The organism is Pseudanabaena sp. BC1403 (assembly GCF_002914585.1).
In the GTDB taxonomy this organism is placed as follows: Bacteria; Cyanobacteriota; Cyanobacteriia; order Pseudanabaenales; family Pseudanabaenaceae; genus Pseudanabaena.
In genome coordinates, this window is record NZ_PDDM01000024.1 from 60845 (window position 1) to 84910 (window position 24066).

Here is a 24066-nt window from a genome sequence, read left to right on the forward strand (position 1 = left end):
TGATTTACAGGTTTGTGCTACTAAATAACTATTTTAAAATCTTAAGCTATCAATCTGTAAGAATCACAGCATAAATCTTAAAAAAACTCTTGGAGATCATGAAGAAGAACGCCCATTGGGCGTTCTTCTTCATGAATCGTTAACTATTAGGTGACCACTGGCTGACGCGGAAGATCACAAATTCAGCAGGACGGACAGGGCAAATACCAACTTCGATATATAGGCGACCCATCATCATAGTTTCGTGGGTGTTGAGTGTGGCATCGCATTTGACGTAAAACGCTTCTGAGGAAGCACCACCAAATAATGCTCCATTCCGCCAAAGTCCTTCTAGGAAGTTACTAACGGTACGAGTTACTCTTGCCCATAGGTCAGTATCGTTGGGTTCAAATACAACCCATTGAGTACCAATTTCAATCGATTTCTCAATATAGCTAATCAAGCGGCGGACACTGATGTAGCGCCATTGAATATTGTCTGGCTCGACCAAGGTGCGTGCGCCCCATACTTTGAAACCACGATTGTAGCTGGCAAAGTTGCGGATACAATTGATACCGATGGGGTTGAGCATTTCTTGCTCACGCATGTTAGTTTCGTAAGCCAAGCCAAGTACGCCTCTAGGGGTGTCGTTAGCAGGAGCTTTGAAGATACCGCGTGATTGGTCGGTGCGACACCATAGCCCCATAACATGTCCACAGGGTGGAACGTAGGATGGTTTACCGCCCTTGCGAGGATTGGCGACTTTGATCCAAGGATAATAGAGTGCACCAAACATGGAACGACGGTTGAACATGCTCAACCATTGGGCTACATCTTGAGGCTTTTGGCGATCAGGTGGTACTGCTTCCATGCCTTTCGATGGCTTGATCGGAGGTGGATCAATTACTGCCATGCGGAAGGCGGGGCCAGGGAAGGAGTTTTCGCACATGCTGAGCATCATTTCCATGACACCATGTACTTGATCGATGTCGATCAAACCTGCTTCATAGACTCGCATTAGGTCTGGGCAAGCAATCATCGCAGTTTCATCGATTTCAAACATGCCTTGAATGCCAGTGCGATCGTCTCTTTGTCCGAGCAGGTCGCGAGCAAAGCGATCAATTGTGGAAATGTAAGGAGGTGGCGCGATCTCGTAGGCTCCGTTAGCGGGGCGACGGGAGAGCGGCTGTCCGCTGGTGGAGATGTCGGCGATGGTGACATATTCTGAGTCAGCGATCGCAGTTACAACATAGTCAGCAACATCTGTAGCTACCTGTGGATTCATCGAGACATGCTCGTATTTTTCCAGTTCTTGTCCACCTTGGACAACGACTACGTTGAAAAATTCACCAGTATTTAGGGGTGGCTCGGCATCAGCAGGAGCAGTTTCAGGAAGAGGTTTTGGAGTGCTTTCTTGAATGATGACCTTGATGCGATCGCTCGTTGAAGGTAGCGCTAACTGGCTCTCTGAAGCTGCGGCTGGCTTGATGTTAAACATCAAGGTGGGCTTATTGTTCGATGTGCCAATGCGAAGTGCGGTTGCTTCAGGGGCTGGAGGCTCAGAACCTGGAAGTCTTGTGCCAATGCTCGTTACCCAGCAGCGTCCCCCACCGTTAACAAACCAACCATTTACTGCGAAGGGCAAGTAAGCATCAAAGTCGGTGTATCCATCAGAGCCAGGGGCTGCGAAGTATTCGCGGTATTGATCCCATGATGTAACCATCATTGGTTTGAAAAGATCAGCATCACCGCGTACGTCTTCGGTAAATCCGATAAAACCTGCCACACTGAGGCTGATGCCTTCAATAGGACGACTGCCTTTATCAACCTCTTCGACGTATACGCCCGGGGCGAAGTAGTCTAGTGCCATATGCCACCCGTAATAACTATGTCTATGGGTATATACAGTAAGGATGATCGAAATTTTGGGTTATTAGACTTTAGTCTATACTTCTAAATAAGTAACTGAGCATAGTAAAGAACAAAGTCAAAATCCGCACCGCCCGCTACGCAGGCGATGCAGATTTTGGGATTTTACTTAGCTACTTACTTCTAGATAAAGATCTATAGCAAATGATCTATGACAACTACGGCTCAGATAGTATCGGTTCTATTGGTAGAAGATGACTCCAATTTTCGGCGCGGTTTACACACACTGCTAAGTTTTTATAGTGATGATTGCTATCTCCAGTTTAAAATTGTCGGGGAAGCTACCTCTTGCGATCAAGCAATCAAACTGGTAGTCGAGCAGAAGCCTGCATTAATTCTTTTAGATATAAAGCTGGACTTAAAATCACCCGAAGATAGTGGGCTAAAAGTGCTGATGGTTCTCAAAAAGTTAGATTATCATGGCAAAGTTTTAATTTTGTCTGCCCATCGTGAAGATGAATTAGTATTTAGATCAATGCAATTGGGAGCAAGAGGATATGTGGCGAAAGATCGCATTGGCAGTCAACTTTATGAGGCAATTTCAACGGTTATGAACGATGAAATCTTCTTGCCACCCGATATTGCCACGAGCTTCTTTCGGATTTTTCATTTTTATGCAGGGCGATCGCTACAAGGGCACTCCACAATTCATCTCACCGATCGCGAACAGGAGGTATTGAACTGGCTAATTAAGGGGGCATCAAACGAAGATATTTCCCGCTATCTACATGTGACGACCGCTACCGTCAAAGCGCATCTCACTAGTGTATTTGAGAAGTTAGGTGTCGCTAGTCGCACACAGGCGATCGTCAGAGCATTGAAATTAGGTTTGGTGAGTGGAGATGAGTAATTATTTAGCGATCGCGACGGTAACGGCTACATTACAACGGGTCTTGCAGTCAGTCATTCAACAGGATATTGAGGGTGCGCGAGCTACCACGTTGCCTCCAGGGGGAATTTCCACTGGTGCGCCTGAGGTGGGGGTAAATATTTTCTTATATCAAGTAACCAGCAATCCTGCGCTAGCCAACTACGACTCTACGCCCAATCGCACAAAGGGAAATCCACTCAATCGTCAAGTGGCTGTCGATCTTTGTTACATGATGAGTTGTTATGGCAATGATGCAGAACTACAGCCACAAAGGATATTGGGAAGCGTAGTAAGCACTCTTGCAGACAAACGAATTCTTACTCCTGAAATGATTCGTTCGACTTGCAATGATTCGACATTTCCATTTCTGTTAGATTCCGATCTAGCTGATCAGATTCAACAGATCAATATTGTGCCAATAGATATTTCGCTTGAAGATTTATCTAAAGCTTGGTCAGTATTTTATCAAGCTCCCTATGTGTTATCGATCGCTTATCGAGCTTGTCTAGTAATTGTCGAAGGTCGAGAAAACTTCCAAAGAGCCTTGCCGATTCGCGATGCTTCACCCGCAGGACTGGTTCCGTTTCCATCTTCGCCCTATATTGAGCAAGTTGTGGCGCAGGGCAGTCGATTTGAGCCGATTGTGATCGGTAGTGTGATGAGCATTCGTGGGCGATCTCTCCTGAGCAAGACCGTAGAAGTCCATGTTGGGGATTTAGTCATTACGCCAACGTCGGTGCAAGATCGCGAAATTACTTTTTCTCTTGCGGATATGGGTTTACCACAAATCCAAGCTGGTGTACAGAGTTTACAAGTCATCCATCGCATTAATAGTACTTCGCCGTTGATCACCAATGAGATCGCCTCGAATGTGATGCCATTTGTCCTATGTCCGACGATTATTAATGTGACTGTAACTCAACTAGAAGCGATCGAGGAAGACTTTCGCTCCGCTGTAGTGGTGGTGCAGTTAGATGTGTTAGTGCGGGAGAAGCAGAAAGTAGTTTTAGCTTTGAATGAATGGACGGCTGATAGTCCTTCCATCTATCTGTTTGATCGTCCGCCTCTACCTTATACTAGTTCCACAATCGAGATTCCAATTGCAAATATCAAGGCGGGTGAGTATTTGGTGCGGATGCGAATTGATGGTGCTGAGAGTAAGTTGGGTGTGGATGACGATCCTGATAGTCCAACTTACAATTGGTACAACAGTCCTAAAATCACGATTTCGTGACGCATAAAACCCAAAAGAGGGTTGCGGTGCAACCCTCTTTTGGGTTTTATGGACAGTCGTTCGTGCTAAATTTATACTGCGAAGTTTTTTTGGCAGTATGTCCCATCCTATTTATCTAACGAAATCCGATCTTAAGACTGCCCGCAGTTGCACAACCAAACTTTATTACAAGAAGTTGGGCTATCCAACTGTCGATCGCGTTGATGGGTATACCAGAATATTAGCTGATGGGAATTTTATTGTTAGTAAGATTGCCCACTTACTTTATCCTGAAGGGATTTATATTTCTGCAAATCTTAAATCTGAGGAAAGCATAGTCAATGCTGCCCAAGAAACGTTCGCCTATTTACAACAAGAGAATGTAATTCTCTTTGAGCCTGTTCTCTACCACAATCATAAGCTTGCTCGTGCGGATATTCTTGTAAAACAGGGCGATCTCATTGAGATTATTGAAATTAGGTCTAAGGGATTTGACAGTAATGCCCATGAAGACCTAGTCAAATATCGTAATCTCTCCCTCTTTCGCAATAAACGTACTGGTAAAGTTGGCGGTGAATGGAAATACATCATTGAAGATGTCGCCTATCAAGTTGGGATTTTACAAGAAATGCTAGCCAATCATCTACCAGATCGCAGAGTTGAGATTGCCCCTTACTTGCTCGTCCCCGATCGCGCAAAAACTACATCAATTGACAATCTTGCATCCTATTTTCAGATTCAGCGACTATCTACCCATCGCAATTCCTTTTCTAAATTTAACGGAATTAATGTTGATTTTACTGGAGATGTTCAGGAAATAGAGAAAGATCAGTTTCTCACCAAGGTCAGTATCGAAACTGAAGTTGCTGAATTAATCGAGCCAACACTCACTTCCGCCCAAAAATATCTAGGCTACTTGATAGAGCAATCTCCTGACATCTTTGCGCCGATTAGTAAGGGCTGCAAAAGCTGTGAATATCGTGCTAGCGATCGCGATGAGCGCGATGGGTTTAAGCAATGTTGGGGAGATCTTGCCGATGTAGAACATCACGTCTTAGAACTCTATCAAATGGGAAGAATTGGCAGCCATGAAGCTCCTCTAGTCAACGAGTTGATTTTGCAAGGGAATGTAAGTATGTTTGACGTTCCCTTAGAAGCACTCGATGATTATACTTATAGCTATCGTCAATTGATTCAGATTGAATATACCCAAAAGAATAAAGAATGGATTTCAGAGCAACTCCCAACAATTATCAAACAGGTTGAATATCCAATTCATTTTATTGATTTTGAAACCTCACGTATGGTAATTCCCTATCGTGCAGGGATGCAACCCTATGAACAGGTAGCTTTTCAATGGAGTTGTCATACGATCGCAGAGCCAGATGCGCCCCCAGTTCAAACTGAATGGCTTGATTTAGAAAATACTTTTCCAAATTTCCAGTTTGCTGAGTCTTTGATGGAAGTTCTTGGCGATCGCAGTACTATCTTGACATGGGCAACCCATGAGAATAGTGTGTTGCGGGATATCTACTATCAAATGCAAACCTATGGATATCATAATCCTCAGTTGCAAACATGGCTAGCAAATACAGCCAAACTAGGAACTAAGGGCAAATCCAATTTAATCGATATGAATGCTCTCACCCTTAAGCATTACTTCCATCCCTTAATGAAGGGGCGCACTTCTCTAAAATGTGTGTTGCCTGCGATCTGGAAAACGAATCCCTATCTGCATGAAATCCCTTATTTTCAGGAATACTATCGAGAAGTTGATGGCGAAATTCTCAATCCCTATAATGTACTCCCACAATTGCAAATAGGCGATCGCATTCAAGTTGTGAATGAGGGTGCTGGCGCGATGCTTGCCTATCAAGACTTGATGTTTGGCGAAAATCGCGATTTGGGGCTTAACAATCAAGCAATGCGATCGCAATGGAAAGAATTGCTCTATCAATATTGCCGCCTTGATACCATGGCAATGGTGATTATTTGGAAGCATTGGCAAAAATTGTGCGGCACTGAACTATGATTTTAGTTTTGTGTTAAAGATTTGATTTTTAACTGATGTTATGTGGAAGGAATTCCTGAAATGGCATAGGTTTAGGGCTGGCACGCACCATCCCACTGCCCCTTCGAGAACCTTTAATACCAATTCACAAAAGTGTGACAACACTTCTGTGAATTAAAAAGCAAACCCTGTAAGGGTTTTAAAAACACAAAGTGGCTGCGCCACTTTGTGCTTTGGTATAAATTTTGGGGTAGGGCCAACCCCCTCGTGGTTGCCATGCTTCGCTCGCTCTACACTCTAAAATTTAGCATGGGAATTTTATGTGCCAGTCATCTTTCTAAACAGAATATCAAAGGCTGGAGGATCAAACCTCGATCCTTTTAGTCTATAGCAATGCTCGAATTAGTTGACACAAATTAAAAGACCAATAGGCATGGCAGTTCAAAATGTAGCCATCCCTGTTGGTCTTTTATGTTCTAAGCAAAATTTGCATTGTTATAGATGTTTATATATGGTATGCGCTTTTATTCTTTAGTAAATTATTAAGATAGATATGGTTTAATTTTATAGATTATCCGACAAAAAACTATAAAATAATTATGAGAAAGCTTTTTGTTGAAACATTATCAGCTTTGCTGGAATGTGCAAATCGCATTAGCGAAGCAGAATCATTAACTAAACAACAACAAGATGATTTGAAAAGCATTAAATCTTTTGGGGAAACATTAGATAGTTGCTTTGATAATTTAGAAAGAGAAGTCAATATTCTCAAACAAAGAATTAAAAGACTTAATCTATCTCATCCAAGTATAGAGTTTGACAATGAGGATGAAGCCTATACTTTAATAGCATTAATTTTTGCTCGTCTTAGACAATCAATTAATATTGATGAGTTACTAGGTAATGTCGCTTTAGAAGTACATCAGCTATTGCAAAGTGACCAAGTAATTGTTTGTCAATTGACAGAGCAAAATATACAAACAATTCAATACGAGGTTGTTAATGATTCAAAATACTCGCTTCTAGGTCACGCAGTACCATTGATTTATACTGATCTACAATGGTTAGAAAAATTTCAAACATCAATCAGTCAAGTCATTAATGATGTTACCGATAATGAAGTTGAGCCTCTACTTTTAGACTCACTGATTTCATTAGGAATACATTCAGCGATCGCTGTTGCAATTCCTAACGGCAAAAAATTATGGGGGCTATTAATATTACATCAATATAATATTCCATACGAATGGCGAAATTGGGAAATTGAACTTCTGGAAAAGATGGGAATTCAATTGGCAATTGCAATTCATCAAATGCAATTACTAGTTAAGTCTGACGACATAAGAATCGAACGAGACCAAGTTATTGCCAGATTGCAGTATAACCAGATCCATGACTCATTGACAGACCTGCCCAATCGAGAATCATTTATGGAGTCTCTAGATCTAGCATTTACAAAATTACAAGCTAATTCTGAAGGTAACTTTGCGGTCTTATTTATCGATTGTGATCGTTTTAAATCAATTAATGATAATTATGGAACTACAATTGGTAATCAGCTATTGCAGGAAATTAGTAAGCGCTTAGCTATATTCCGCAATACTAATATAACTATGGCAAGAATTGATAGTGATGAATTTGTGCTCTTAGTTGAAAATATTGGTACAGAAAATAATGAGAGAGAGACTTATCTCACACAATTAGCTGGTCATATTTTAGAAAGTATTGGGGAGCCATTTCTGATTAATGATCGCCAAATTCTTACCTCTGTCAGTATAGGCATAGCTATTAGCGATCTTGAATATGTTTATGCAAACGAAATTTTGCGAGATGCCCATATAGCGATGCATTATTCTCGTAGTCTTGGCAGAGGTAAACAAGCATTATTTACAACCAGCATGAATCAAGGTGCAAAAGTTCGCTGGCAACTAGAAGCTGACCTACGTCAAGCGATCGCACGGCAGGAATTTTATTTGGTCTATCAGCCTATAGTTTCATTACATCAACATGATTTATCAGGATTTGAAGTTCTACTGCGTTGGATGCATCCATTACAGGGTCTGATTTCTCCCATAGAGTTTTTAGCGATCGCGGAAGAAACTGGAGAGATTGTCCAGATCGGTTATTGGGTTTTAGAAACAGCTTGTAGACAGCTACATCAATGGCAACAGGAATTCCCTAACATTCCCCACATCACCCTAGCAATTAATGTTTCTACAATCCAAGTTATCCAGCCAGAATTTGTTGAGAGAATTCAAACAATAATTTCAGAATATCAAGTTTCACCTAGTTTAATTAAGCTGGAAATCACGGAAACGATGTTGATGGATAATATCGAAATTTCTTCGCAAAAGCTGGAGCAACTTCGAGAAATTGGCATACAAGTTTATATCGATGATTTTGGTACTGGTTATTCTTCTTTTAGTTATCTGCAAACTTTACCAATTGATGTTTTAAAAATTGATCGCAGTTTCACTAATAGAGTCGCTACTGACATTAAAAGTCAAAGAATTGTGCAGTCAATTTTGCGATTAGCTAACAATCTTGGCATAGGAATTGTCATTGAGGGCGTGGAAACATCTCAAGAGTTAGATTATTTTGAAATGTTAGGCGGCAGTAGTATTGAAGTACAAGGCTACTTTATTTCGCATCCTTTAGATAGTGAAAAGGCAACTCAATGGATTCAATCAACAACTTAGATATAGCTGTCGCTATTCTTAAAGCCCAAAGAATGTGAGGCGGCGCAAAGCGCCGCCTCACATTCTTTGGGCTTTTTTTTCATGGCAAAGCAAGTGGCGGCGCAAAGCGCCGCCACTTGCTTTTTTAGGTATCAGTTGACTGATGATTTTGCAACCAGTCTTGAATTTCTTGTGCGAGCCAAGCAGTTTCTAACTCAGTTAGTTTATTATCGCCAAGCATAAACCTGTTATTTTGGATTTGAATAGCTACTGAACCTTTAGTTCTATTTGACATGCTTGTATAAATGTACTCAAGCTGATATATGCCAAACTTTTTAACATAATGTTCCCATCCAAAAGCTTTTTTACTAAGTCTGCAAGTACGCTCGGAGAGATCGACTGAGAAAAATATTGTTGTGAAGCTTTTAAGAACTTGAAAACCAGCAATATAAATCACAATTGCAAATATCATGATCGCTGTCACAATATTTGCTTGTGCTGTAAAAAATGCCAATGGAAGCATTCCAAATAATGCCGATAACCCCAGTAACACCGAAACAAATTTCCCACCAAATTGAGAACTGGGAATGGTGACTACTAATTTTGTGGGAAATCGCCAAATTTCAACTCTGCTATTAAATGGTTGAGGAATTTTAATTTGACGGCTACTAGCTTTTGGTTTAGTAGCTGGATCTTGATCTTGATACAAAGCATCGAGCGCTTCTCTTGCTGAGGCAAACCGCCGCTTGACGGATGGAGCTGTCATTTTTTGCACCCAATCTAAAAGTTGATCACTAGCGCCAGAGCGATCGCGAAATTGAATATTCAAATCATCATCTTGGGGTAACTCCGCAGGCGAAATACCTGTAAGTAAATGGATGGCAGTTGCCCCCAAACCATATAGGTCAGAAGCAGGTACTGATCTACCTCCATATTGCTCCATCGGCGCATAGCCATATGTCCCGACCACCGTAAAAGTCTTGCCCTCGGCAGATGCTTTATCTTGGACTGCGCCAAAATCAACCAGATAAATTTCTTGGCGATCGCTCCAGATCAAATTACTTGGCTTGATATCGCGATGCAGTACAGGAGGATTCAATCCATGTAAATAAATCAAAATCTCTAAAGTATCAATGACAATATTTTCTACCTGTAGTTCGGTAAATTTTTGCCCTCGCACCAATAATTCCTTGAGTGAAGCTCCTTGGATATGTTCTTGGACTAGTCCAAACCAAAGAGATCGGTCATCAATCGTAAAATAATCGCGATATTTAGGAATACGGGGATGATTCAACTGCTTCAGGACTTGTGCTTCACGCTCGAATAGCTTTAAGTCTTCCCACTGCACGTCACCGCCAAAAGTGAGTAATTTGACGACAACAAATTCCCCATTTGTTTCTAAATCCTTAGCAAGCCAAGTTTGCCGTCCAGAGTTAAGCCCTAACTGACTTTGCAATTGATAGCGCTCTTTGAAGATTTCTTGTGACTGCGGCATAAATATACAATGCTTGTTGCACAATTTTAGCGCGATTTCATAAAAAAAGAAGGTATGCAATGCATACCTTCTTTTTTTGAATAACTCCCCAGGCGGGATTCGAACCTGCGACCGATCGGTTAACAGCCGATTGCTCTACCACTGAGCTACTGAGGAATGTAGCTATTTCGCTGTGTCAATTACTTCAGCGTTAATAACTATAGCGTATAAGTGCCGCGATCGCGCAAGCTTTTTAAAAAGTTTTTTTATACTCCCTTCCTAGCAAAAAAATAGACGTTAAAAAGCCAATAATTGTTATTGCGGGGCAAAGCCCCGCAATAACAATTATTGGCTGGGAAGTGAGTAGCTATAGCTTTTGAAATTTCTATAGCTATAGCAATGTAAGAGATAGCTAGGACAAATCAAAACCCAAATTAATCAAGGCGGAGCTTTGCTCCGCCTTGATTAATTTGGGTTTTATGTCCTAAGCAAAGCTTACATTGCTTACAATCGCAGTGTTGTGCAATCAGTCAGCATATGCTTTCATCAGTATTACAAAGTTAAACATTGGTTTAAGTATGAAAAGATCAGCCTCTTTTGCTGTTGGCTTAGTTTTGCTGACTGTAAGCGCTTGCACACCATCTACACCAAGTAGTGAACCCGCAAGTCCCGCCAAACCAATAGCAACAAATGCAAGCTCTTGGTATGAATATAGTTCTGAGGCTGGGAAATTTACGGTATCAATGCCCAACAAGCCAGAAGAGAAATCTGAGGAGAAGAAAACCGATGTTGCTACAGTCAAGATGAATGTGGCGATTTCTGAGTTTAATGACTCTGCCTATTTTGCTAGTTATGCTGACTTCCCAGAAAAATTTCCCGATGCCGAGATTGAGCCACGATTGAATGAAGCCATGAAAGGTATTGTAGGTGGTTTGAAGGGTAAGGTCACATCATCGAAGGAGTCCAAGCTTGGGAAAGCTTCATGCCGAGATTTTGAAGCTACAGGAAAAATACAGGCTATTGATGCATTATTCAAGGGTCGCATTTGCCTGAATGACAATCGTCGTTTCTATCAAATGTTCGTATTAGCCCCTGCAACCAAATACTCAAATACTGATGTTGATCGCTTCATCAACTCTTTCAAAATCAAGGAGTAAATTAAAGAGACGCAAAGCGTCTCTTTAATTTTTAGCATTTGCACCCAAAGAAATGATCATGGAGCCAATCACTACCGCGATCGCGCCACTATAGCCCAACAAACTTAGAGGCGATGGCGTTAAAAACTGAGGCGCAAAACTTGGCAAGATCGCCGAGGCAGCTAAAGTAACGAGAGGCGCAAGAGTAATCACTGCACTAACCCGTGAGGCTTCCCAATGTTCAAGAGCCGCCGCAAATGCTCCATAAGCAATCAAAGTATTAAAAGCGCAAAAGATGAGGGCAACCAAGGGTAATCCAGATAGAGTGAAGAGTCTAGTCGGATGAGCCATTGGTGCAAATAGAGTTGCCGCGCTGAGATATAAGCATAACAATACGGAAGTCGAAGGTAGATTGAGTAATAGTTGCTTTTGGGCGAGTCCATAAAATGCCCAAACAATCGCCCCTAGGACTAGCAGCGTATTGCCCCACATATATGTGTCAAAACTGGTAACTAGCGATCGCACTTGGTCATGGGAAAACAGCAACAGTCCACAAACGAGAATTGCTACGCCACCCCATTGCCGATAGGTGTATTTTTCTTTAAATATGACCAATGAAGCCAGTCCCATCATCACAGGGGCGATTTGGGTAATTACTTGAGCATTATTGGCTGAGGTTTTGCCAACACCGATTAAAAATAAAATATAGTTGAGCGACAGTCCTCCAACGGCAACTAAAAACAATGGCAAGGAAATTTTCTGCAATTGTTGCAATGTCGGTAGTTGTTGACGTAGCGCTAGGTATCCTCCTAAGAAAACCCCTGAAACAGTAAAGCGAAACCAAGTAACTGTAAAGGGATCTAGCTGTTGGAGGACGATCTTGAGAGCGATCGCCAAAAATCCCCATAGCAAAACTGTTATTAGCGATAGCGCCAGACCTAAACGCGATCGCCCAGAAACTTGATGTAAACGTATCGAAGAGGGCATTGCAGTTTGGTCTCATAAAATTAAGAGAGGCGGATGCGCCCCTTCTTAATTTTATGCAAACATATCGACACTAGAGGAGTAAATTGGCTCAACATGAATAGCTATAACGCGCTTAGGACGGACTAGCAAAATTTCATTTAGTTCGGCTCTTACAGGAATAGGCATCAGATCATCCTCACCTGCTTTTGCCTTAAATTGCGATGCGTACCAAGTTTTGACTTCTTCGATAGTTGTAAATTTCGTTGTGACTTCCTGCCCACCTTCTAGTTTTAAATGCACGACATATTCGTTTGGCTTTTTAGGTTCTCTCGGCATCTTGATCTACTCCGTCTAAGTTTCACGTAATCAAGCTGAATTATAGCAACGGTAAAGATGCTTAATACATAAAACCCAAAAAGCACAGGTGACGTTAATACCTCTTTTGCTTTTTGGGTTTTGAATAGAAGGGATTGGCGCTGCGATAATATTGATGGTCTAAACCAAATAGATTTTAAAAGCACTGCAAAGTAAGGCTTTCAAAAACTATTTGTACATTAAACAAAGGAATTTAGAGTGAAAATTCATAAGTGGGCGATCGCCATATTATTGTGGGGTTTCCTGTTTAGGGCTGTATGCGCTATTTATCTCAACATCGGCTTTGACGAAGCTTACTACTACCTCTACACCCAAAATCTCAACTTAAGTTATTTCGATCACCCCCCACTGGTTGCCTTTACAGCAGGGATTGGGATCTGGCTGACTGGTGCAGTTACACCTTTTACAATCAGGCTTGGTGGCGTTTTACTTTATACAGGGACATTAATATTCTCTTATCTAGCTAGTAAAAAGCTTTTTGGCGATCGCACAGCGACTTTAACTCTGGCGATTCTGACGACAATTCCTATTTTTCAGATTGCCTTTGGGATTCTCACTCTGCCTGATAATGCCTTGATGTTTTTCTGGGCGGCTTGTTTATGGGTTGCTGCTGAAGAATTTTTTCCATCCGATCAGACTGACAAATATCAACCGACCTATCGCCTTGCCATAATCGGTTTATGCGTTGGTTTAGCATTTTTAGGCAAGTATCATGGCTTGCTCTTAGGTGGAGGACTGGTACTATTTTGCTTGCTAAGTAGTCGTCATCGAAGCGCCCTATTTTCAGTCTGGACATTGGCAGCGATCGCACTATTTGCGATCTCCATTTCTCCTGTGCTGCTGTGGAATGCTCAGCATGAATTTGCCTCATTTCGCTTTCAGAGTGCGCGAGCTGTGCCGTCACAAGGCTATAACCTAGAGCGTTTGTTGGTAACGATTCTTCTAGCGCTCGGCTATTTGTTTCCCACGTTTGGGATTCCTTTATGGTGGACAAGTTTTCGCACTGTGGGGGGATTAGTTAAAGCTGCCGCAAGGCAAGGTAAGAGGGATGAAAATAACCCTGAGCAGAATTATGAATTAGCGATCGTCGAAGATCGTCTTCGCAACAAGCAATTACTAATTCTTTGCGTATCGATGCCCATTTTCTTTGGGTTCACCTTTATGGGTGGATTCATTCAAATTCTGCCCTCTTGGCATATGCCAGGATTTTTTGGTGCAACACTTTTATTAGGCGAAAGGGCAGCGCAGGTGCAGTTAAAACGCCCAAAATTTATTCGCAATTGGCTCTGGGGATCGGGCATGGTGATTTTACCACTTATGCTCGTTGGCTTGCTCCATGTACATCTAGGGATCGCTCAAAAAGGTGGAGATGCTGCGATCGCGGGTGGCTTTTGGGAAGCAAAGGATGATCCTTCCACACAAATGATTGATATTGAGCAGTTGCGTCAAGCCTTTATTGATTCGCCAATGTTGAATGCAGAATTACAAAAATCGGATTTTGTATTTAGCAATAATTTCTTTGTAGCGGGACAAGTAGCGATGGCGATCCAGCCATTGGGTAAAAAAATTACTTGTTTTGATGAAGATCTGCGTGGATTTGCCTATTGGAGTAAAGCTGAAGATTTCGTTGGCAAGAGTTCTTTGTACATCACTTCAGAACAATTTATGAAGGATGAGAGATTTCCCAAACCTCTCGAAAAGTACAAAGGTTACTTTCAATCCTTAGAAAAAATTGCGGATATTCCCATTAAACGCGGAGGTCAAGCAGTCCAAATTTTCCCAGTATATCGCGCTTCACCAATGTTAAAAGCATATCCACGCCCCTATGGATAGCTAAGAGCCCCCCGATAAAAAACAAGAGAGATGAGTTCTCTCTTGTTTTTTATCGCAATGTAATACCAATTCACAAAAGTGTGACAACACTTTTGTGAATTAAAAACCAAACCCTGTAAGGGTTTTAAAAACACAAAATGGCTGCGCCACTCAAAACTCAAATTAATAAAGGCGGAGCGAAGCTCCACCTTTATTAATTTGGGTTTTATGTCCTAATCAAAGCTTACATGGGCATATGTCTTGACTTGACGGGCTATAGCTACATCAAAAATTAGTGGTGTGGGACAAATCCCCGACACCACTAATTTTTAGCTGGTAATGTCGTAGTAGCAGCTTTTAACTCATTGAGTTTTATGTTTTGGCTACGGATGCGGCGAGATAGCAGACGAATAATATTGACAGCAATATCGGGAGTCTCATCGATCGCTTCATATAGTTGTTGCTGCGTTAGCACCAGACAATCACAACCAGAAATCGCTGTCACCGAAGCCGATCGCGGTTCCGCGTCAAAAAGTGACATTTCTCCAAAGCAACTACCTTTCTCTAACAGGGCTAGTTCCTGACCCTTTGAATGCACCCGCACCTGACCTGCAACAACAATATATAGGGATCGCCCTTCCTGACCTTCTAAAAAAATTATTTTGCCAGGTGGATAGGAAACCTCGTTCATGATCGAAGCAAGGCGAACCAAAAAGTCATCACGCAATTCCTTGAAAATCGGAACTCCGCGCACCAATAGTAATCGATCAATACTGGTTAACATCGCCTAAGATTCCCCATCCCTATTTGGTTTGCCGCTCATTCTGGCTCTTATTTCAGTATCTAAATCTTGACTGTCATGCAAATTATCACTTAGATTTAGGGTGTTTTTCCCATTATTTTGAAAGTAATGGGAAATTGCCCTCGCTTGAGCAAGCACCAAAGAATCTCGATCGTTTAGCAAATGTGGCAAAACCTTGATCAGCGATCGCGGTGAAGCGACTTGCAAATAAGCAATCACTGCCTCCCTGACAAAACCTGTGGGATGTTCTAGACATTTCAACATCGCATCCGCAGGCAGTCTCCAATGTTCTGTGCGTCCCACATGAAAACAGCAAGCTAAAGTCCAATCTGATAAGCAATAGCGTATATCTACAAGTTGTTGTAAGCGGCTAGATGGTGACAGAGGCTCATAAGTATGAAGGTTAGAGAGGATACTTAATTTGTCAGCGATCGAGCGATTATCAACCACAGACAAAATAATTTGTTTAACACTCAAGTCAACAGTATTGTCCAAAATTTCCATGCCACGAGCAAGGCTGCTCTTGGAGTCAGACAGAATATTAAAAGCCGCCGCCTGAATGGCTGATGCTGAATAAAGCAATTTCATCATTAGAAAAATTCGCTCTAAGCTATTGATAGCTTCATTCCGTAAAGAATCAAGCAATAAGCCAGCTTCTGTGCTTGAGCTTTCATCAATAGACATATCTACTACTCCCGCCCAAACCTCCGTCATCACTCCTAGCTCTTGAATCACCATTTTTTCAATACCACTACGCCCTATCAGTTCCAGAACCGCTTCAATACCATGCTCTTGAGGAATCCTAATTAGGGTGCGTAAGATTTGTCGTCGATGCTTACCCCAAGATTTAGCTAAATTATTGGCAAGTACCGAAATAGATGCCTGAGAGCCTATTTCCCCCAAAATATCCCAAGCCTGCATCCGCACATTATCAGGACTGCGATCGCTACAGGATAGCTCTAACAAAGATGGAATTGCATCATCTCCAAGAGCTACCAGAGCTTCATAGGAGGCTTTGCGCGTTGCTTTATAATGCAGACCGCGAATAATCGATGGGAAATATTCACTAGCACGAGTAGCTGCGATCGCTCTTAGTAATGCACATCGCACTTCAATCGATGGATCTTGCAATAATTGTGGTACATAAAAACGCAAAGACTGCATAAAAGCCGCTTCTGCCAAAGCCCGACAGCCAAGCACTCGCTCAGGCTGTGATGAACTGGTGATCATATGCCGCAAAGTATTGGTTGCTTCAGCAACCTGTGACGAAGCCCCTAGCCTCATCATCAGAGCGACGGCAGTACCACGAATAATTGGATTTTGTTCTGGCCCCAGATATTTCCGTAATCCGTCAATATCACGATTTTTTTCATCAGCCAGCAACACGTAGCGTAAGCATAAAGCTTGTACCTGAGGTGATGCATTAGGTGATTGCATCACCTCGCGAATATAAGTCAAATATCTAGGTTCAGGATTTTCTAGCATTGCCTGAATGCTTTGCGCTTGCAAATCTGGTGTCATCTGCGACAACATAGGCGCAAGGGTTTCACCCACAGATAGCGGCACAATTTGCGTCAATAGGTCAATACAAACCGCTTGTTCCGTCTGAGTTTCAGCTCTGGTCATTGACTCTGATACCGCCCGACGCACTTCGCGAGTATCAACAGTTGACAGGCTCAGCTGCCCACGCTCAACACTCTGGATCAAAAGTTCTAAATAGCCCCTTCGCAACAACCAAATAACTACTACCCAGACAATAGCAACAAGGACAATGACTCCTGCAAACCAATGAGCGGAAATATCCGTACTGATATTATTGCGCCTAAAAATTTCACTGACAACCCAAATTAAAACCCCCGCACCACCTGTTGCCAATGGATCGGCGATGCCTCTGACAAAGGATTGAATCTGGCTACGAAGCGAATCAGGTACAGCCTGAAAGAGTGTAGGCGCGGTCGCCGCTACAATTGTAAACCGAAATAGTTCATCAAAGAATTTCAGAACAACGAAACCTGTTAACACCCCAAAAGGCGCAAACCCAGCGATCGTGCCTGTAATGATGATGCCTATCGGGGGCATTAGTACCGCAAAAAACACACCAATTCGTTCAATAATGCGACTAGAGCCAAAAAGCTGGAGAGCGAGCTTAAAGACTCCCATAATCCCACCAAAAATCCCCAGAAAGCTGCCGATCGCCTCTTCAGTTTTAAGATGAATTTCCAGTTGGGACTGATACTGAAACTCAATCATGAAAAATAAAACTTGGGCAGCAATAAAGAAGCCAAACAAAAGCCAGACATACTTGCGAATATTGCCTTTGAGAGTACGGGTAGAAACTTCGCGATCTTCTTCACTGTTATAGACAGAATTAGGAAAAGCTTGTTTATAACGGGTACTCAGAAAAAACAGTACACAAGAACCGATCGCTAGCATCAAACAAGTGGCTAGGGTCATATTCGCTGCCCCGCCACCCCAAGCCACCAAAAATGGATAGGAAAAACCACCTACTATTTCGGCAACAATAATTCCTGTACTAATCAAGGGAAAAGCGCGCTTAATTTCCCGAATATTAAATAACTGGTTTGCCGCAATATCATTGTTAATATTGCTGAGTACATAAATGCCCTCAACCCATAGGCGAATCCCAAATACAGCCGCCATATATGTAAACGAGCCTTTTTGCATCAACCCCATCCAGGCAAAGGGCAATGGTAATGCAAGCAAGCAAGAAATTCCCAACATCACCCAACGCAAAGGAAATAGCTTTTGCAACCAAGAGTAAAAAACCCCAAAAGCAGTTACGACAAAGGCAGTAGCAATATATACCCAAGTCAGTTTTTCGGCTGTATAGGCTTCGAGAAATAGGGTAGAGCTAGAATACTCAAGCCATACCGCTCCAATCGATGTTGCACCGTAAAATAAAAACATCAAAAACGTGCGTTCAGCTTCGTCTGGACGCAGGTTGACGATTTTTAGAAATCGGCGCATCGAAGAATTAGAGTTAGGAATGACAGGTGCGGTCATCTGGGTGTATTCATGGATGATGGCGATCGTTTGACGATATGGTACTACAAGAACGCAAATCTGCAATGACAGCTATTTCGGCAATTACTTCAATTTCGCAAGGACATCTCAATATTTGGGAAATTTGTCGGCGTAGATATCAATATAGTTTTTTAGAGGAGTTGAGTTTGCCCGAAGCTGATTTGCAGCGCAAAAAAAATTTGCTGTTAGGATCAAATTTTCACTTGCTGATGCAACAAAAGGAGCTAGGGCTGGATGTATCGTCACTAGCAAGTAGTGATCCGAAGTTGCAATCGTGGCTAGCTGCCTTTGAGCATCAGCCACCAGCAATGATTGATGGTGATCGCCTCTGTGAACATCGACGTACATTAGAAATGCCAATCGAAATATCGCTGCATCATAGTGAGAATAGCGATCATGGTCAAGCGTGTTTTGTCTTAACTGCAATTTACGACTTTTTGATTTTGGGCGATCATCAAGCGCAAATACTTGATTGGAAAACCCATCAAGTTGCGATCGCATCTGAAAAATTAAAAACCAATTGGCAAACCCGCCTCTATTTATATTTATTAGCCAAAACTACTAGCTATGTACCTGAGCAATTATCAATGACCTATTGGTTTGCGAATACCGCCGAATCAGTGATTATTGATTACTCACAAGTAGAACACGATCAAACTGAAAAAAAATTACAGCAAATCTTGCAGGCGATCTCTCAAGCTCAAGACTATCCAAAATTAGTGATTGATAGCCCTGATTGTAAATATTGTGAGTTTCGCGATCGCTGCGATCGGGGCGATATGTTGACTAGTGTTATACCTAGCAATATCTTCGATATCCCCGAGGTAACAGTTTAGAAATACTCTTCTGAAGATATTACATAAATCTCTTTAAAACTTCTACAGTCGCTTGTCCAGTTTTCTCCCAGCTAAATAGCTTAGCTCTGGCTAGTCCAAGCTGTGAGAGATGAGATCTCAATCCCGAATCATTAGCGATCGCCTGCATCGCATCCGTAATTTCTTCCACCTTATAAGGATCGATTAAAATCGCTGCATCTCCTGCAACTTCAGGCAAAGACGACAGGTTAGAGGTAATCACTGGTGTCCCACAAGCCATTGCTTCGAGTACGGGCAAACCAAATCCTTCCCATAGCGATGGAAATACTAAGGCGATCGCACCCCTAATAATTTTGGGCAAATCATCATAAGGAACATAATCCAGAAATTTAACGCGATCGACAATACCTAACTCTTGTACTTGTTTTTTTAAAGCTGGTGTGTAGCGCTGATCTGATGGCCCCACTAACCAAAGTTGGTACTCCTGATTTGATGATAAATTTGCGAAGGAGGAAATTAGACGACTAATATTTTTATAAGGGTCATGTCTACCTATATATAGGAAGTATGGATTTAGCGATTCAGAATGTGATGTCTCTTCCATTACTGGTCGAAAATGCTTAGAATCATAAGCTAAAAGAATCGGTGTAATCTTATTAGATGGAATATTGCAAAACTTAACGATATCTCGAGCAGTAGACTGAGAGTTACAAATAATATGCTCTGCTTGATTTAGAACTTGAGGAACATAGTATCGATGGTAAGGAGTAAGGGGAGAAAACCGTTTCGGGAACCTCAGTGGAATAAAATCATGGACCATTACCACACTACGACATTGAGAATACAATGGAGCTTCCGTAATTGGTGAAAATAAAAGCTGCGATTGTAGCAGGTTATAAATTCTCGGTAATTGAAATTGCGTCCAAATCAAGCGCCTAAAATGTCCTTTTGTCCCTTGTGCAGAAGTTAAGTTATTAGGAATTAAATAACTATGAAATTCGGGACAACTCTCAGAACATAGTAGCGTAGGGTTAAGATCTTTTAAGCAAGGAAAAAGACTTTTAGTATAGTTACTTATACCTGTTGATTTAAATAAAAGATTCGACAAGTTAACTATTAACTTGTGTTTGTGGAGACTCTGTAGATCACTCATTAGATAATGCTTCTATAAGCTTTTAACGTTTCTTTTGCTGTTTTTTCCCATGAAAATAAATTTGCTCTTGCTTTACCTTTGCTAATCAGATCTTGCCGTAAATAGCGATCGCTGATAACTGTTAGTATTGCTTCAGCAATTTGCATAAACTCATTAGGATCAATCAATATTGCTGCACCTCCAGCAACTTCTGGTATTGATGAGGTGTTAGCAGCAACCACAGGCGCACCCAAAGTCATTGCCTCAAGCACAGGCAAACCGAATCCTTCATAATGAGATGGATAAACAAAGACATCAGCCCTTGAGTAAAATAGCGCAACTAATTCATCTGACAAATAGTCAAGGTGGTGGATCTCCTTCTTCCAAGGTGAGCTTTGTATTGCTTCAAAAACTGGTTCATACTTCCAGCCCTTTCTACCAATTAATACTAATTGATGATCAATTTTGTGATTTTGTTTTAGCCAATTAAAAGCTTTAATAATCGATTGTATATTCTTTCTTGGCTCGATCGTACTTACAAACAATAGATAAGGCTTAGAGAAATCAAAATTGCAATTTTGATTTTCCTGATCTAAATTTAGCCTATTTAGAAATTCAGTATTGTAGCGACTAGCCAATGGAGTAACAAAAATCTTCTCAGCAGGCAAGTTTAAATAATTAATTATGTCCTGCTTTGAACTTTCTGAAATCGTAATTACAGCATCTGTCCATTTTAAACATTTAGTCAGTCTTTTTGCATATTGTTGTACTACAGAATCAACATATTCTGGATACTTAATAAAGCTCAAGTCATAGATACTAATAATCTTTTTAATATTTTGATAGGGATATACTGTGTAATTAGTACCATGAAATATATTAGTATCGCCTAAAATAGATTCAATATAGCTAGAAAACAATCTAGGTAAATAATCTATAAAGAGGTTCGCAGCTCGAACGGATACTGGTATTTGATAGAGCTTCTTATAATGCATAAGATTATCTGGAAAATCAAGATTTCCTTTTAGCCAGTTCTTTAATCTTGGCTGATAAGCTAGACCTAATTCAAATGATTCTGAACTTTCTAATCGAGATAAGGCATCAATAAGATTAAAAACGTACAAGCCAACACCACTAGGCTTAGCATCAATGGGGGTAACATCAACCGTAATTTTAAGCATTAGTAAAATTACAACTCATTCTCAGTCAAATCTTTAAGATCATGCTCAACCATGACTTCAACTAAATTTTCAAAAGTGTATTTTGGAGTCCAACCAGCCTTATTTTTAATCTTGTCAATACTACCTACTAGCTGTACATTCTCATCAGGTCTATAGAAAGCACTATCCACCGATACATAGTCTTGGTAGTTAAGTCCTACATATTTAAAGGCATGATCCACTAATTCCCTAACCGAATGTGTTTCCCCACTCCCAATAATATAATCATCTGCCTTTTCTTGCTGCATGATCAACCACATTGCTTCGACGGCATCTTTGGCGTAGCACCAGTCGCGGCGAGCATCTAAATTACCTAATTTTAACTCTTTAACCAATCCAAGCTTAATCATGGCTGCCCCACGAGTAATCTTCCGAAAAACAAACTCAGCGCCACGACGGGGAGACTCATGGGTATAGGTGATACCGCAACAAGCATAAAGATTATAGTATTGACGATAATTGCTGGTTAACCAATGAGCATAAGCTTTGGCAGTCCCATAGGGGTTACGTGGACGAAATGCAGTTTCTTCGGTTTGAGGAGATTCGGATGGTTGACCAAAAACCTCGCTGCTAGATGCTTGATAAAACTTTGCATCAGGCTTGATGCGGCGAATTGACTCAAGGATACGCGATACCCCGATCGCAGTATATTCTGCGGTCAATGATGGCTGTGTCCAAGAAAGTGGGACATAGCTCTGAGAGGCAAGGTTATAAATTTCATCTGGCTCTGATTGGGCGATCGCATCCATGAGCGATGACTGATCCAACAAATCGCCAGAAATAATATGAATATCGTCAGCGACATGATTTAAACGAACAAGATTGCTGGTACTAGAGCGCCGAACTAAACCGTAAACATGATAGTTTTTTTTAATTAACAGTTCCGCAAGATATGAACCATCTTGTCCAGTAATTCCAGTTATAAGCGCTTTTTTTGACACGATTATTTAAATGATTATATTGAAAATACCCTATCGAGATTATAATTTTCAGTGTTGGTGATTTAGGTATAAACCAATGGTTACTCAAACATCAGAAATTAAATTTGAGCTAACTACTAGTTGATTGCTATCTGAGTGTTTCAAACCTGAATCACCAGCGCTAAAAGTTAATATCATCGAAACAATCACATTGCAATATTCAATTTCAAACTCTATCTATATTGCAAGACTGTTCAACCTCCAATATATCTTACTGGATCTCTAAAAATCCAAGGAACTGTTCCCACAGAATCAACTGAAGTATGAAAAGAACACATTTGACAGAAACTTGGTATTCCATAAGTTTCCCAATCCCAGAGTTTTCGCACTTTTTCACTATTGTACATTTCTGTTAGACTATTTTCCATAATATTACCGATCATCAATTCACCAGTTGCGTTAAAATTTGCACAGGCGCAGAATGAAACATCACCGTTAGACATAACTTGACAAGATAGGATAGGTATTAAACATTGAGACTTATTTACATTGACTTTAGACCAAGAAGCATCAAAAGGTAGAGATATGGACGTATCGAAATAACTCCAGTTAGAGTATGTGCTAGTGCTTGAATGTATTGTTACATTCTTTCCTGTATTTGAAACTAGATTGTCAATCCATTGTTGAACATCTTCCTTAGACCTGTTCTTAAGGTGTCGAAATCCAAAAGAGATATTGTTTTGAGAAAACTTCAAAATCCTCTCTATACTATCGATAACTTGATCATACATATCTCTCCTAGTCATTAGTTTATATTCTTCTCTATCAAGACCATATATTGAAATATTGATTTGATCAAATGATCGAATCAATATTTCTAAATCGTAATCTGTATAGTTTTTTGCCATCAAAGCATTTGTTGTCACTGATAAAGATGTTATTGCCTTTTTTGATTTTACAAAATCTATTCTCTGCAATAGTAATTTATCTAGTAAGACTTCTCCAACCAATGGAGTCAACGATATAGCTCCTCCCCCCATTTCTATGTAGTCATCAACGACTTTTTCAAATAAATGCATGGGCATTGTACTTTTCTGTCGGCTCTGTGCTGAATAAGGACAGATTATGCAATCATTATTACATATGTTTATAGTTTCTATCATCAGCATAAGTGGTCGTGCCTGCCCTCTTTGAGATAGAAAAGGCATATTTTCAGGTTTATATATCAGTGGAAACTTTTGATAAACGCTGTTATCTTCTGTCTTCGTATTAGCTCTACTGTAGAAGGATTTACTAAGACACTTATACTCATCGCTGCTTAGTATACATACACTTATGTATTCCAAGTCATCCCAACTTGTCCAAGTGTCCATCCACTGAGATAACCCATCAGCATCAGGCTCTCGCTTCAGTATCCCTAGATATAAGCCCCTAATGATTTCTGATTTTTGGACTATATCACCCTCTTTAGACTTGCCTGATATACTCTTAAGAGATTTATATTCATTACTATTTACTATGCACTTAGCAATATGACTTAGACTATCCCCATCTATCCAAGATTTTAACCAGTGAAACAAGCCTGAATCATCAGGCTCCCGCTCTAGCAATCCCAAGTATATTGAACGTATAATTTCCATCCTTTGTGTGGGATCATACTTAAAATTTTTGATGTCTTGCATTTGATT

At 40.9% G+C, this 24066-nt stretch carries 17 protein-coding genes and 1 tRNA gene; 7 read left to right on the forward strand and 11 right to left on the reverse strand.

The features are described from left to right. Window positions 1-139 precede the first annotated feature (139 nt). Window positions 140-1849: a phage tail sheath C-terminal domain-containing protein gene (locus tag CQ839_RS19085; protein ID WP_103669889.1), complete on the reverse strand. Its 1710-nt coding sequence runs from the start codon at window positions 1847-1849 to the stop codon at window positions 140-142. Window positions 1850-2059: 210 nt separating this feature from the next. On the opposite strand from CQ839_RS19085, the gene CQ839_RS19090 reads away from it, so the two are divergent. The 4 genes from CQ839_RS19090 to CQ839_RS19105 all read left to right on the forward strand — a co-directional run bounded on the left by CQ839_RS19090 (window position 2060) and on the right by CQ839_RS19105 (window position 8702). Further along, complete coding sequence (locus CQ839_RS19090; protein ID WP_103669890.1) at window positions 2060-2758, forward strand: response regulator transcription factor; 699 nt, start codon at window positions 2060-2062, stop codon at window positions 2756-2758. Next, the gene (locus CQ839_RS19095; protein ID WP_103669891.1) at window positions 2751-4013 is read left to right on the forward strand and encodes a DUF4255 domain-containing protein; all 1263 of its coding nucleotides are present in this window, start codon (window positions 2751-2753) and stop codon (window positions 4011-4013) included. The genes CQ839_RS19090 and CQ839_RS19095 overlap by 8 nt, the downstream gene beginning before the upstream one ends. 97 nt (window positions 4014-4110) lie before the next feature. Next, a complete protein-coding gene (locus tag CQ839_RS19100; RefSeq protein WP_103669892.1) occupies window positions 4111-6024 on the forward strand; it encodes a DUF2779 domain-containing protein in 1914 nt (637 codons plus the stop codon). Window positions 6025-6602: 578 nt separating this feature from the next. After that, window positions 6603-8702: a bifunctional diguanylate cyclase/phosphodiesterase gene (locus CQ839_RS19105; protein ID WP_103669893.1), complete on the forward strand. Its 2100-nt coding sequence runs from the start codon at window positions 6603-6605 to the stop codon at window positions 8700-8702. Between the two features lie 124 nt (window positions 8703-8826). On the opposite strand, the gene CQ839_RS19110 is transcribed toward CQ839_RS19105, so the two are convergent. Together CQ839_RS19110 and CQ839_RS19115 are read right to left on the reverse strand one after the other, a co-directional pair. Next, window positions 8827-10176, reverse strand: coding sequence for a serine/threonine-protein kinase (locus CQ839_RS19110; RefSeq protein ID WP_103669894.1), 1350 nt, complete (start codon window positions 10174-10176; stop codon window positions 8827-8829). A gap of 84 nt (window positions 10177-10260) precedes the next feature. Beyond that, window positions 10261-10332: transfer RNA gene (locus CQ839_RS19115), tRNA-Asn, on the reverse strand. A gap of 401 nt (window positions 10333-10733) precedes the next feature. Between CQ839_RS19115 and CQ839_RS19120 the strand changes: the two genes are divergently transcribed. Continuing rightward, window positions 10734-11312, forward strand: a complete 579-nt coding sequence (locus CQ839_RS19120; RefSeq protein WP_146048772.1) for a hypothetical protein — start codon at window positions 10734-10736, stop codon at window positions 11310-11312. A gap of 24 nt (window positions 11313-11336) precedes the next feature. Here CQ839_RS19120 and CQ839_RS19125 read toward each other — a convergent pair whose 3' ends face one another. After that, window positions 11337-12278, reverse strand: a complete 942-nt coding sequence (locus CQ839_RS19125) for a DMT family transporter (RefSeq protein WP_258040795.1) — start codon at window positions 12276-12278, stop codon at window positions 11337-11339. A 51-nt stretch (window positions 12279-12329) separates the two neighbouring features. Next, window positions 12330-12593, reverse strand: coding sequence for a hypothetical protein (locus CQ839_RS19130; protein WP_103669896.1), 264 nt, complete (start codon window positions 12591-12593; stop codon window positions 12330-12332). A gap of 237 nt (window positions 12594-12830) precedes the next feature. Between CQ839_RS19130 and CQ839_RS19135 the strand changes: the two genes are divergently transcribed. Then, complete coding sequence (locus CQ839_RS19135; protein ID WP_103669897.1) at window positions 12831-14465, forward strand: glycosyltransferase family 39 protein; 1635 nt, start codon at window positions 12831-12833, stop codon at window positions 14463-14465. A gap of 301 nt (window positions 14466-14766) precedes the next feature. On the opposite strand, the gene CQ839_RS19140 is transcribed toward CQ839_RS19135, so the two are convergent. Together CQ839_RS19140 and CQ839_RS19145 are read right to left on the reverse strand one after the other, a co-directional pair. Beyond that, window positions 14767-15228: a Crp/Fnr family transcriptional regulator gene (locus CQ839_RS19140; RefSeq protein WP_103669898.1), complete on the reverse strand. Its 462-nt coding sequence runs from the start codon at window positions 15226-15228 to the stop codon at window positions 14767-14769. 3 nt (window positions 15229-15231) lie between these two features. Further along, window positions 15232-18336 (reverse strand): MFS transporter, encoded by a 3105-nt coding sequence (locus tag CQ839_RS19145; RefSeq protein ID WP_258040796.1) that lies wholly within the window; start codon window positions 18334-18336, stop codon window positions 15232-15234. On the opposite strand from CQ839_RS19145, the gene CQ839_RS19150 reads away from it, so the two are divergent. Next, complete coding sequence (locus CQ839_RS19150; protein WP_103669899.1) at window positions 18309-19127, forward strand: PD-(D/E)XK nuclease family protein; 819 nt, start codon at window positions 18309-18311, stop codon at window positions 19125-19127. The genes CQ839_RS19145 and CQ839_RS19150 overlap by 28 nt on opposite strands. A 19-nt stretch (window positions 19128-19146) precedes the next feature. On the opposite strand, the gene CQ839_RS19155 is transcribed toward CQ839_RS19150, so the two are convergent. The 4 genes from CQ839_RS19155 to CQ839_RS19170 form a co-directional block, all read right to left on the reverse strand. Beyond that, window positions 19147-20259, reverse strand: a complete 1113-nt coding sequence (locus tag CQ839_RS19155) for a glycosyltransferase family 1 protein (protein WP_103669900.1) — start codon at window positions 20257-20259, stop codon at window positions 19147-19149. After that, window positions 20259-21419, reverse strand: coding sequence for a glycosyltransferase family 1 protein (locus CQ839_RS19160; RefSeq protein WP_103669901.1), 1161 nt, complete (start codon window positions 21417-21419; stop codon window positions 20259-20261). The genes CQ839_RS19155 and CQ839_RS19160 overlap by 1 nt, the downstream gene beginning before the upstream one ends. Window positions 21420-21427: 8 nt before the next feature. Further along, a complete protein-coding gene (locus CQ839_RS19165; protein WP_103669902.1) occupies window positions 21428-22399 on the reverse strand; it encodes a GDP-mannose 4,6-dehydratase in 972 nt (323 codons plus the stop codon). A 233-nt stretch (window positions 22400-22632) separates the two neighbouring features. Beyond that, window positions 22633-24060, reverse strand: coding sequence for a radical SAM protein (locus CQ839_RS19170; protein WP_103669903.1), 1428 nt, complete (start codon window positions 24058-24060; stop codon window positions 22633-22635). Window positions 24061-24066: the final 6 nt, after the last annotated feature.

Coding starts and splice junctions, on each gene's coding strand:
- CQ839_RS19085 (WP_103669889.1), bottom strand. CDS start 1,849: ATGGCACTAGACTACTTCGCCCCGGGCGTATACGTCGAAGAGGTTGAT.
- CQ839_RS19090 (WP_103669890.1), top strand. CDS start 2,060: ATGACAACTACGGCTCAGATAGTATCGGTTCTATTGGTAGAAGATGAC.
- CQ839_RS19095 (WP_103669891.1), top strand. CDS start 2,751: ATGAGTAATTATTTAGCGATCGCGACGGTAACGGCTACATTACAACGG.
- CQ839_RS19100 (WP_103669892.1), top strand. CDS start 4,111: ATGTCCCATCCTATTTATCTAACGAAATCCGATCTTAAGACTGCCCGC.
- CQ839_RS19105 (WP_103669893.1), top strand. CDS start 6,603: ATGAGAAAGCTTTTTGTTGAAACATTATCAGCTTTGCTGGAATGTGCA.
- CQ839_RS19110 (WP_103669894.1), bottom strand. CDS start 10,176: ATGCCGCAGTCACAAGAAATCTTCAAAGAGCGCTATCAATTGCAAAGT.
- CQ839_RS19120 (WP_146048772.1), top strand. CDS start 10,734: ATGAAAAGATCAGCCTCTTTTGCTGTTGGCTTAGTTTTGCTGACTGTA.
- CQ839_RS19125 (WP_258040795.1), bottom strand. CDS start 12,278: ATGCCCTCTTCGATACGTTTACATCAAGTTTCTGGGCGATCGCGTTTA.
- CQ839_RS19130 (WP_103669896.1), bottom strand. CDS start 12,593: ATGCCGAGAGAACCTAAAAAGCCAAACGAATATGTCGTGCATTTAAAA.
- CQ839_RS19140 (WP_103669898.1), bottom strand. CDS start 15,228: ATGTTAACCAGTATTGATCGATTACTATTGGTGCGCGGAGTTCCGATT.
- CQ839_RS19150 (WP_103669899.1), top strand. CDS start 18,309: ATGGTACTACAAGAACGCAAATCTGCAATGACAGCTATTTCGGCAATT.
- CQ839_RS19155 (WP_103669900.1), bottom strand. CDS start 20,259: ATGAGTGATCTACAGAGTCTCCACAAACACAAGTTAATAGTTAACTTG.
- CQ839_RS19160 (WP_103669901.1), bottom strand. CDS start 21,419: ATGCTTAAAATTACGGTTGATGTTACCCCCATTGATGCTAAGCCTAGT.
- CQ839_RS19170 (WP_103669903.1), bottom strand. CDS start 24,060: ATGCAAGACATCAAAAATTTTAAGTATGATCCCACACAAAGGATGGAA.